General features: G+C 61.5%; 12 protein-coding genes and 1 pseudogene. All 13 read left to right on the forward strand.

The window, feature by feature from the left end; all coding sequences use genetic code 11:
- Positions 1-94: 94 nt before the first annotated feature.
- Positions 95-439: a zincin-like metallopeptidase domain-containing protein gene (locus IT41_RS15450; RefSeq protein WP_036743064.1), complete on the forward strand. Its 345-nt coding sequence runs from the start codon at positions 95-97 to the stop codon at positions 437-439.
- The gene (locus IT41_RS15455; RefSeq protein WP_013368622.1) at positions 436-831 is read left to right on the forward strand and encodes a DUF2958 domain-containing protein; all 396 of its coding nucleotides are present in this window, start codon (positions 436-438) and stop codon (positions 829-831) included. The genes IT41_RS15450 and IT41_RS15455 overlap by 4 nt, the downstream gene beginning before the upstream one ends.
- 124 nt (positions 832-955) lie before the next feature.
- A pseudogene (locus tag IT41_RS15460) lies at positions 956-1,417 on the forward strand (ParB/RepB/Spo0J family partition protein); the annotation flags it as partial.
- Between the two features lie 225 nt (positions 1,418-1,642).
- Positions 1,643-1,999, forward strand: a complete 357-nt coding sequence (locus tag IT41_RS15465; RefSeq protein ID WP_074948166.1) for an IS5/IS1182 family transposase — start codon at positions 1,643-1,645, stop codon at positions 1,997-1,999.
- Between the two features lie 125 nt (positions 2,000-2,124).
- A complete protein-coding gene (mgtE, locus tag IT41_RS15470) occupies positions 2,125-3,468 on the forward strand; it encodes a magnesium transporter (protein WP_197056010.1) in 1,344 nt (447 codons plus the stop codon).
- A gap of 175 nt (positions 3,469-3,643) precedes the next feature.
- Positions 3,644-4,765, forward strand: coding sequence for a baeRF11 domain-containing protein (locus tag IT41_RS15475; RefSeq protein ID WP_036743069.1), 1,122 nt, complete (start codon positions 3,644-3,646; stop codon positions 4,763-4,765).
- A 57-nt stretch (positions 4,766-4,822) separates the two neighbouring features.
- A complete protein-coding gene (locus tag IT41_RS15480) occupies positions 4,823-5,716 on the forward strand; it encodes a universal stress protein (protein WP_036743071.1) in 894 nt (297 codons plus the stop codon).
- A 149-nt stretch (positions 5,717-5,865) separates the two neighbouring features.
- Positions 5,866-8,004: a ParB/RepB/Spo0J family partition protein gene (locus IT41_RS15485; RefSeq protein WP_036743073.1), complete on the forward strand. Its 2,139-nt coding sequence runs from the start codon at positions 5,866-5,868 to the stop codon at positions 8,002-8,004.
- A gap of 97 nt (positions 8,005-8,101) precedes the next feature.
- A complete protein-coding gene (locus tag IT41_RS15490) occupies positions 8,102-8,407 on the forward strand; it encodes a hypothetical protein (protein ID WP_036743075.1) in 306 nt (101 codons plus the stop codon).
- A gap of 418 nt (positions 8,408-8,825) precedes the next feature.
- Complete coding sequence (locus tag IT41_RS20865) at positions 8,826-8,990, forward strand: hypothetical protein (RefSeq protein WP_010335706.1); 165 nt, start codon at positions 8,826-8,828, stop codon at positions 8,988-8,990.
- 196 nt (positions 8,991-9,186) lie between these two features.
- On the forward strand, positions 9,187-9,735 hold the full coding sequence (locus IT41_RS15500; protein WP_036743080.1) for a hypothetical protein: 549 nt from the start codon (positions 9,187-9,189) through the stop codon (positions 9,733-9,735).
- A 67-nt stretch (positions 9,736-9,802) separates the two neighbouring features.
- A complete protein-coding gene (locus IT41_RS15505; RefSeq protein ID WP_036743125.1) occupies positions 9,803-10,219 on the forward strand; it encodes a hypothetical protein in 417 nt (138 codons plus the stop codon).
- Positions 10,212-10,856: a hypothetical protein gene (locus IT41_RS15510; RefSeq protein ID WP_036743082.1), complete on the forward strand. Its 645-nt coding sequence runs from the start codon at positions 10,212-10,214 to the stop codon at positions 10,854-10,856. Before IT41_RS15505 ends, IT41_RS15510 begins: the two co-directional genes overlap by 8 nt.
- The last annotated feature ends 129 nt before the right edge of the window (positions 10,857-10,985 follow it).

The raw sequence follows: 10,985 nt of genomic DNA on the forward strand, positions 1-10,985 counted from the left end.
CGCTCTGAATATGCCGAACCGCTGCATGGCCGAACCTCGGCAAACCAGCCACCGCACTCGGCCATGCGGCATAATCCCACTTCCGGCATAATGCGTGTTATGCCGATATCGGCATAACTGTCACGCCAGCGGCCATCACAGCCGCCTCAACCGCAATCTGACCGGCTCGTTCGGCTCGAAGAAATATGCCTTTGAGGAAATGATTGCAGAACAGACTGCGGCTTTCAGCTGCGCCGCGCTCGGGATCGTGCCGACCGTGCGTCATGCCGACTATATCGGGTCGTGGCTGGAGGTCATGCGCGAGGATTCCCGCGCCATCGTCCGCGCGGCCTCGCAGGCCAGCAAGGCGGCGGACTGGCTGCTGTCGCATCTGCCGGCCGAGGACGCCGGGGAGCCGGATGCCAGCGTAACCGAGACCGACCGGAGTGCTGCGGCATGATCCTCCTGACCGGCACACAGCGCGACCGTCTGCTGGCCAATGGTCGCCAGCGCGATCAGGATCACATCCCGGTCGTGAAGTTCTTCAACCCACTCGGTGAAGGCGTCTGGCTCGCCACCGAACTGGATGACGATGGCGACATCATGTTCGGCCTGGCCGATCTCGGCTATCCCGAACTGGGGTCATGGAGCCTGAGCGAGATGCAGTCAGTCCGGCTGCCCTTTGGCATGGGCATTGAGCGCGATCTGCTGTTCACCGGGGATTTCCCGATCTCGGTCTGGGCCGAGGCCGCCCGTGAAACCGGCAGCATCCGCGCCGCCGAGCGTCTGCTCTACCGCGTCGGCGCGGGCTTTTCCCGTACATCCGCCGATACAGAAAACCGGAGTGCCTGATTTCCAGGTTTCAGGTTCTGCGGCTGGCGTCGCTGTCTTCAGAGGAAGAGGGCGGCGCTTCGCTTCGTGACGGGCTGATAGCCGGAGAGAGAGGCTCACCGGCGTCCGTCATGGAGTAACTGACATGGCCACTGCCGTTCAGAAGATCACCCTGTCGTCCTCGCGCGAAATTCCCTTCAACAAGCTGGTGCTCAGCCAGTCCAATGTCCGGCGCGTGAAGGCCGGTATCTCGGTCGAGGAGCTGGCCGAGTCCATCGCCCGTCGTGGCCTGATCCAGTCCCTGCATGTCCGCCCGGTCGTAGATGCCGAGGGCAAGGAAACCGGCATGTTCGAGGTGCCCGCCGGTGGTCGCCGCTTCCGGGCGCTGGAACTGCTGGGCAAGCAGAAGCGTCTCGCCAAAATCGCGCCGGTTCCGTGCGTGGTGTCGGAGGCCAGCGCCGATGTGCTGATCGACGAGGTTTCGCTTGCCGAGAATATCGAACGCGCACCGCTGCATCCGCTCGACCAGTTCCGCGCTTTCCAGGCCATGCGCGAAAAGGGCATGACCGAGGAAGCCATCGCGGCTGCCTTCTTCGTCGATGCCAAGACCAACGGGGCGGATCGACGCGCCTTCCTTTGAGTCTGAGAGCCGCAGGCAGCTGTTCGAGAGGTCCACATCGCTCCATCGCAGCCCGATGATCTCGCCGCACCGACACCGCCATGATCTGTGGTTCGGCAAATCTGGTCTTCTTCATTGGAATCTTCTCGATCAACGCTACGAGAAAATTCTACGTTTGAGCCCAGCTAATTTTGGGGACGATTACCCTTCGACCTGACTGGCGGTGAGAAGGGTGACGCACCGCATTTCCCGGTCTTGCTGGCGCTCGGACCTGATGTCGATCCGCGCGCGGCGGTCGCCGACAAGGGCTACGCCAGCAAGGCCAACCGGAAGGCGGCGCGGGTGCGCGGCATCATCCCCGTCATTCCGCACAACGCCAACGAGAAGAACAAACCCGGCTTATTTGCAAAGGCCATCTACAGGGGGCGCGCCCGCATCGAGCAGGCAGTCGGCAAGCTAAAGCGTTTCAAACGTGTTGCGCTACGATGCGAAAAGACGAAGCGGAACTTCGCATCCATCGGCGCTCTCGCAGCCGCGTTCGTCTTGGTCAAATCCGTCCACACAGCCTAGCAAGGGATAAGTTAAACAAACTCGCGGACGGTGGCAAAAGGGGTATGATGACAATATCCAGCCTTATGCTGTGTCTCAGCTTCACTAGAGCGGTCTTCTCATATTGTCTGCACAAAAGAGGCCCTGTGCCCGAGAGCAAAGTACACGAGCTTGTCAGCCTGTCGTTTAACGATGACGTTCGAGAAAATTCTGTCAGCCTGGCCAACGAGCATCCGGCCGACATTGCCGCTGCATTGCAACAAACCGAGCCGGCGCATGCGTGGTCGATCCTGAGGGAAGCAGCCAAACCGCGGCAGGCTGACATATTCGGCTATCTCGCCCTCGATTTTCAGGCGCAGCTCGCCACGATCATGCCGCGCGCTGATCTGGCGGCCATCTTCGTGGAGATGAACGCTGACGACCGCGCCGACCTCTACAAGAAGCTGACGGACGAGCAGCGCGAGGCGCTGATGCCCGCTCTTGCGCAGGCCGAACGCGAAGACATCAGGCAACTGGCCGCCTATGAGGAAGGCACGGCCGGCGCGCTGATGACGTCGGACTACGCGTCCCTGTCGCCACAGCTCAATGCGAAGCAGGCGATTGAAATGCTGCGTCATGAAGCGCCCAACAAGGAAACCATCTACCGCGCTTATGTCGTCGACGGCGAGCGCCATCTGCTCGGCTCGGTCAGGCTCCAGGATCTCATTACCGCACATGGCGACGTCAAGGTCGCCGATCTGATGGAGCGCAACACCCATGCGATTCCAGTCAATGCCGACGTCGAGGACGCCGCCCGCAAAATCGCCCGCTACGACGTGATTGCGCTGCCGGTGATCGACGCGCAAGAGCGGCTGGTCGGCATTATCACCCATGACGATGCACTGGACGTGATGGAAGCGGAGGCGACCGAGGATTTCCAGCGGTTGGGAACCGTCACCAAACTGGATTCGAGCGTTGCGACCGCAACCGTACCAATGCTCTACCGGGCGCGCATCGCCTGGCTGATGCTGCTCGTCTTCGGCAACATCTTTTCAGGGGCAGGCATAGCCCATTTCGAAGACACGATCGCCGCCTATCTGGCATTGATGTTTTTCCTCCCGATTTTGATCGCGTCGGGCGGCAATGCTGGCTCGCAATCCGCAACCTTGATGGTGCGGGCGCTGGCGACCGGCGATATTCGCATTTCCGACTGGGGCCGTGTTCTGGGCCGCGAACTGGTGGTAGCGATACTGCTGGGGCTGAGCATGGCGGCGGCCATCGCCGTTATTGGCGTCTTTCGTGGCGGCCCCGACATTGCAATCGTGATTGCGCTGTCGATGGTGGTGATCGTCATCGCTGGCAGCATGATCGGCATGCTGCTGCCGTTTATCCTCAGTCGCTTCAATATGGATCCGGCCACTGCTAGCACGCCACTGGTGACCTCGATCGCGGACGCCACCGGCGTTCTGGTCTATTTTTCGATCGCAAAAGCAATTCTTTCGCTGCCTTAAGCAGAAAATCGGGGCCGCTGGTCGCGAGGAGGTGCTTTCCGCGCGCGCATCATCTATGGTGCGAGCAAATAATCGAAGAGATCATGGCGAGATCCGGTTCCATGCGACACAAGCCCTTGGCAGCCGGTGCATAATTGCGGATCAGCTTATTCGTCAACACCAATAAGGAGACTTTATGCTTTATGTAGACATTCCCACGCGAAGCGAATTCGCAACTTTGTCCAAGGCGCGCGCGGATACCTGCGTTTCGATCTACGTCAGGACCACGCCGGTCACGCAGGAGGTGGCAGCATCCCGGATCGAGTTCGGCAATCTCATGCGCGAGGTCCAGTCGCAGCTTCAGGACGTGGGCTTCAACAAACGGCGTCTCGCGGCCCTCATGGACAGCTTGAGCGACCTGCTCGACGACGATGAGTTCTGGCGCTTTCAGGCAAACAGTCTAGCCGTGTTCGCGACGGCGGACTCGATCCGCGCCTATCGGCTGGCCAATGATCTGACCTCGATGGTGCAGGTTTCCGACCGTTTCCATTTGAAGCCGCTTTTGCGCGCCGTCACCTTCCCGCATTCCGCTTTCATCCTCGCACTTTCGGAAAACGCCGTCCGCTTTGTCGAGATGCATGCCGATCTTGCGCCGGAGGTGGTGAAGGTGCCCGATATGCCCAAGGATGCTGCGTCCTCGGCAGGCAAGTCGACCTTGAACGACCGCACCTTCAGCGGTCGCATTCATGGATCCGAAGGACAGAACGTCCGCCTTCAGCAATATGTCCGCAAGGTTGACGCCGCACTTCGCCAAGTATTGTCTGGTCGCGAGTCCCCGCTGGTTCTTGCCGCCACCGGCAGGCTGGCGTCGCTCTTCGCCCAGACCTGCTCCTATCCGCATCTTTTGAAGGATACGATCGCCGACAGCCCTGACCAGTTCAGTGAGGCGCAGCTTGCCAATAAGGCCCGACCCATCCTCGATAAGGCTTATGCATCCGAAATTGCCGACATCCATGCGCTTTTCGACAAGCGTGCCGGGGACAACCGCGCGACGACCGACATGGCGGACGCCGCGCGGGCGGCAACCTTTGGTGGCATCGACACGCTGCTTATCGATATCGACACCACCGTTCCCGGCTTTGTCGATGATGAAAGCGGCGCGGTCACCTTCGTCGAGAAAGATGACGCAAAGGCCTATGGTGTTGTCGATGAGATCGCGGCACGTGCGCTGGCGAGCGGCGCCCGTGTCATGGGTGTGCGGCGCGAGGATATTCCAGGAAAGGGTGAGCTCGCCGCGGTTCTACGCTATCCAGTCTAGTAACCACGGGAGGAGCCCATACCGCTTGGCTCCTCCGCTCATGTCAGGAGATCCGGCGTGACGATCAAAACAATCATTGCAGCGATCGCCCTCGAAAATGGTGAGCAGCAGGTAGCGCGCCGCGCGATCCGGCTTGCAGTCGACCACGGGGCCAAGCTCGTGCTGGCTCATGCGATCGAGAGCCTTCCGGAATCTGATCCCGATCTTCCGGCCCCGGCCAACGAGGAAGCAATCGCTAACGTGCTGGAGGCAGAGGCTATCGCATCACTCAAGCAGATGGCCGAGAGTGCGACGGTTCAGACAGAAATCGAGGTCGAATGCGGCAAAGCCGACCAGTTTATCGAGCGTCTGATCCGCGACCACGCTGCTGATCTACTTGTCATCGGACCAGGAAAGCCTCAAAATCTGCGCGAAAGAATATTCGGCTCGACCGCCGACCGGGTCGTCCGCGCCGGGGTATGTCCGATCGTGGTCGTCAAGCGCGCGGCCGACGAGCCATACCACCGTGTGATTGCGGCCATTGATTTTTCCCCAATGTCGTTTGCGGCAGCACAGAGCGCTGCGCAAATAGCCCCCTCGGCGAAACTTGAGTTGATACACTTCCTCGAGATCCCGCTTACGTTCGAGCAGGCCATGCTGAAAGTGGGAACCTCTCAGGCCGAGCTCGACCAATATCGTCAAGCCAAAGCAAAGACTGCCTACGTAGAATTGCGCTCTATCCGTGCAGATCTCGCTCTGACAGGAAGAATCCGGGTCGTTCGCGGCGATCCCGCCACGGCGCTGGTGCGGCTGGCGAGGAGCGGAAGAACAGACCTCATCGCGCTCGGCATTCAAGGAAAGAGCGCGGTATCCAAGTTGATTTTGGGCAGTGCCGCGCGCCGCGTGCTCGCGGCTTCATCGTGTGATGTGCTTCTGTCAGGTGGCGCAATTTCGAGGGATTACTCGGCATGAAGTGCGGGCGCAAGCTAATGCGGTGCGATACAATGTGACGGGCTTCGCGCCGAGGCGGGGCCCGAAGAGTGAAAGGAGGGATGGGAGAATCGTGACGGGCTGATAGCCGGAGAGAGAGGCTCACCGGCGTCCGTCATGGAGTAACTGATATGGCCACTGCCGTTCAGAAGATCACGCTGTCGTCCTCGCGCGACATTCCCTTCAACAAGCTGGTTCTCAGCCAATCCAACGTCCGGCGCGTCAAAGCCGGGATCTCGGTCGAGGAACTGGCCGAGTCCATCGCCCGTCGCGGCCTGATCCAGTCCCTGCATGTCCGCCCGGTGGTGGATACCGAGGGCAAGGAAACCGGCATGTTCGAGGTGCCCGCCGGCGGTCGCCGGTTCCGCGCGCTGGAACTGCTGGTCAAGCAGAAACGCCTCGCCAAAATCGCGCCGGTCCCCTGCGTGCTGTCTGAGGCCAGCGCCGATGTGCTGATCGACGAGGTGTCGCTCGCCGAGAATATCGAGCGCGCACCGCTGCATCCGCTCGACCAGTTCCGCGCCTTCCAGGCCATGCGGGAAAAGGGCATGACCGAGGAAGCCATTGCTGCCGCCTTCTTCGTGGATGCCAAGGTGGTGAAGCAGCGCCTGCGGCTGGTTTCTGTCTCACCGGCATTGCTCGACGTCTATGCCGAGGACGGCATGACGCTGGAGCAGCTCATGGCCTTCAGCGTCAGTTCTGACCATCCCCGGCAGGAGCATGTCTGGGAAGCGATCAAGGATGGCTGGCAGAAAGAACCCTACCACATCCGCCGCCTGCTGACCGAAACCACGGTCCGCGCCGCCGACAAGCGGGCGGTGTTTGTCGGTATTGCCGCCTATGAAGAGGCTGGCGGTTGCGTCCTGCGTGATCTCTTCCAGCAGGACGATGGCGGCTGGCTGCAAGATCCGGTGCTGCTCGACCGGCTGGTCGGCGAAAAACTCAAGGCCGAGGCCGAAGCCACCGCCGCCGAGGGCTGGAAGTGGATCGAGGTCGCCATCACCTTTCCCTATGGCCACGACCATGGGCTCCGCCAGATTGTCGGCACCACGGTCGATCTGAGCGAAGAGGAACGGGCCACCCGCGAGGCATTGCGTGACGAATATGACCGGCTTGAAGCCGAATATGGCGAGGCCGACGAACTGCCGGACGAGATCGACGCCCGCCTCGGTGAGATCGAACAGGCGCTGGAAACCTTCGAGCGCCGTCCGATAACCTTCGAGCCGGACCAGATCAGCATGGCGGGTGTCTTCATCAGCATCGACGCCGATGGCGCATTGCTGATCGAGCGCGGCTATGTTCGCCCCGAGGATGAAACGCCTGCGGAACCGGAAGCTGAAATCGTTGACCCGGAAACCGGCGAGGTGATCCAGCAGGCAGAACCGGAGGTAAGCCGCATGGGTGCAATTATCACGCTGGGCGGCCAGGCGGTCGAAACTGAGGAGGAAGACGAGGCCGACACCATCAAGCCGCTGCCCGATCGCCTGGTCAGCGAGCTGACCGCGCATCGGACCCTGGCGCTGCGGGATGCGGTGGCAGTAAACCCGCATGTCGCTATGACGGCACTGCTGCACAGGCTGGTCATGGATTGCTTCATGCCGTATTCCAGTAAGGGATGCCTCGAAGCACAGGTCCGGGAGGTTCATCTGCTCGCTCAGGCCGAGGATCTGCGCGATAGCGCTTCGGCCAAGGCCATCGCTGACCGCCACGAACGCTGGGGCGATCATGTCCCGGCAGACGATGCCGCCCTCTGGGATTGGCTGACCGATCTGGACGATGGTTCGCGTATGGAGTTGCTCGCCCATTGCGTCAGCTTCGGCGTCAACGCCCTTTATGAGAAGCCGAATCCTTACAGCGGTACGGGCGTCAGCCAGCACGGGCTGGACATCCGCCTGTCGCAGGCTGACCGGCTGGCCCGTTCGACCGGCCTCGACATGGTGGCTGTGGGCTGGAGGCCGACGGTTGGCAATTATCTCGGCCGCGTGACCAAGCCACGTATCCTTGAAGCCGTGCGCGAAGGGGCCGGAGACCGGGCTGCCGATCTGATCGGGCACCTCAAGAAAGGCGACATGGCCAAGGAGGCCGAACGCCTGCTGGCGGAGACCGGCTGGCTGCCCGAGCCGCTGCGCATGATGGACGACGGTATCGAAGTCGATCCGGTATCAGGTGCTGCGGCGGAAGCCGACGATCTGCCCGATTTCCTCTCCGGCGATGGCGAAGACGACCCGGCTGACGACGAGGAAGATCAGCATATGGTCGCCGCAGAATAGCGCTCGTGCGGGGCGGCTTCGGTCGCCTCGTTTATCGCCCTCCGTTTCCGCAACTCGCCCGATCCTCGTGATCGGGCTTTTTCTTTCGAGAGCCGCCATGGCTGCCAGTATCAGCATTGACGAAATCTTCGCCCAGGATCGGGAGAACCATCCGAACGAACGAACGCTGCCTTGGGAAGAAACCCGCGACGGCATCACTGTCGTCGTCGAGCCAAAGCCCCATTGGGCCGAGGACATGCGCGTGTTCCGGCTCGATTCCCGTGAATATTGCCGCTACGCCGAGTGGACAGCTCATGGTACTCGTGCCCGTTTCTTCGGTCATATCGATACCTCAGGCGATGATCTGATAATGAAGGCGCGCGCGATGATCGCCCGAGAAATCGCCGATGGGCTTTGGCGCTGAAGACCCGATCCCAGGGTGCCTGGCCGTGAGGATGGGAGCTCTGCACCGGACGAGTCCAATCCGGCTTCACCATGCAATCCGCCATCCCCATCAGGACAAGCGGCAACCATCTCTGGCCTGAAGGGAACACGATCTTGATGCCAGCATGGTGGCAAGGCTGGCGCGGCAGGACATCTGCTGGTGGGTATCCGGCATCCAGTCAGATGCGAAGAACCACCCCCGCTTCCATTCGCAAACCTTGGTCCGATCCGTCTCTTTGACATTCAACCCCGAAGGGGTCGGCTTACGCGCGCGTGCCGCCCTCGGGGATTCGGAAAAAGTCCGAACGCCCTCGGGTGATTGCAGATCCGGTCAGACACTTCGGGCGCCTGTCGCGCGGGGGATGGTCCCCCGCCTCCAAAGACAGGAGCCGGAACCCATGTCCTATGCAGATGCCACTGCCTTCGCCGCCAGCCTCGCCACCACGCTGATGGTTTCGATCGTTGTGTTTCAGGCCGGAGACGGCACCCACGCCGCTTGCCCCGCCGCCGAGTTCGACGGCGACGACGACATGGTGAAGCTGGAGCTGGACCCGTGGGAGTAAGGCCCGAAAGCGCCTCACCGCCGACGGCCCGAGCGCGGCAGCCCGCGCTTCGGGCCTTCAGCCTTGCGATGATCCCCATCGCCGGCAGCGGAACCGGGGTGCCCCCGGTCAGAGAGGAAGAGTGCGGGCCGTTCGGCCGTGACGGGTTGAGGGTCGGAGAGAGAGGCTCACCGGCGCCCGTCATGGAGTGATCCCGATGGCCTTTGCTCGTTCTGACACCTTCCGTTCCATCGGTCATATTCTGGCTGCCGATGTTCTGCCGGCGCTTTATCGAGCGCAAAAGCTGCCGCTGCGCATCTCGTGCCTCGGCGTCGCCAGTTATGACGCCAGTGACGCGGCGAACAGTTACGACCGCGTGATCTCGCTTGGGGAACGCCCGTCACCGGAAGAGGCCATCCAGGCCGCAGCCTTGCGCCTGTCGCGCGGTGATATTTGCACGGGGCCAGACAGCTTTCCGTATTTTCAGCCGCGCATCATGCTCATTCAGGATCGAGATCAGCGCCTAGTCCTCGCCGGTGAAATCCGCGCCGGCATTATCCTCTGGCAACAGCCAGTCGCATCCGATGCCGAGGCACGCAGGATCGTGACCGAGGCCAGCCGCCTGCGCGGTATGGCATTCCGGGCCTCAGACCCCGGTGATGCGAGACGGCTGCGTTACCGCGCCGCTGCGCTGGAGACCCGCCTGGTCGATCCCTTCTGGCGCGAAACCTCGGCCGATCTGCTTCGCCTGCCGCAGGCCGCCTGAGCTCTTCACCCATTCCATCCCATTCGGCTCGGCCATACGCCGGGCCATGTCATGTCCGGAGACCGTCATGGCCGACTATTACACACACTTTTCCTGCCTCCTCGACGTAGGCACACCCGATAACGCCGCCCGCGCACTCGAGCTCTATAGCGCTCTGGCAGATGACAATGCCGCCGAAGACCCGCCGTCGGACGGCTTTCTGCTCTCCATCCAGCCAGAACATGGCGGCACGCAACTCTGGATGCGCGATGACGTCACCGGCGATCCCGAGCATGTCGTCCAATTCGTCAAACGCTGCGCTGCCGAGTTTGGCCTGAGCGGATTATGGGGTTTCCAGTACGCAAACAGCTGCTCGAAACCGCGCATCGACGGATTTGGCGGTGGTGCGCATGTCCTCGATCTTGCCACCGGCGAAACAGTGGACTGGATCTATACCGACGGCTGGCTTTCCTCGGTTCTGGAAGGGAGAGATCCCTATGCCTGAGATCATCGAAACCACCGTCTATCGCTTGGGAGAACTTTCCGACGCGGCGAAGGACAAGGCCCGCGCCTGGTATCGTGAGGGCGGCTTCGACTATGACTGGTACGATGCCGTCTATGAGGATTTCCAGCGTATCGCCGAAATCCTCGGGCTCAAACTCAAGACCCGCACCGTCCGGTTGATGGGCGGCGGCACACGGCAGGAACCCTGTATCTGGTTCCGGGGCTTTTCTTCGCAGGGTGACGGCGCCTGCTTTGAATCCTGGTATTCCTACCGCAAACATGCGCCTCGCCTGATCCGGAAATACGCCCCGCAGGACACCGAACTGCACCGCATCGCCGACGCCCTTCAGGCGATCCAGCGCCGCAACTTCTATCAGCTTCGCGCCGATGCCAGCCATCGGGGCCATTATTATCACGAATACTGTATGTGGATCTCGGTAGAGCGCGACAGCCCGGCCTGGCAGGATATGACCGCCGATGCCGAGGAGACGATTATCGAGGCGCTGCGCGATCTGGCCCGCTGGCTCTACCGCCAGCTTGAGCGCGAATATGATTATCTGTCCTCTGACGAGGCGGTCGATGAAACCATCGCCGCCAATGAATACACCTTCACCGAAGCCGGTCGCCGCTTCGGATGATCCTGAGAAGACACTGACAAGCGCCCCACTATCCGGTCGGGGCGCTTTTTTCATGCTGCGGTTTGAGAGTGAGAGGTGGGCCGGAAGGGGTTAAGTCCGGGCGGTCGAGAGAGAGCGCTGTCCGGGCTT

Origin of the sequence: Paracoccus halophilus, from assembly GCF_000763905.1 — a bacterium.
GTDB lineage: Bacteria > Pseudomonadota > Alphaproteobacteria > Rhodobacterales > Rhodobacteraceae > Paracoccus > Paracoccus halophilus.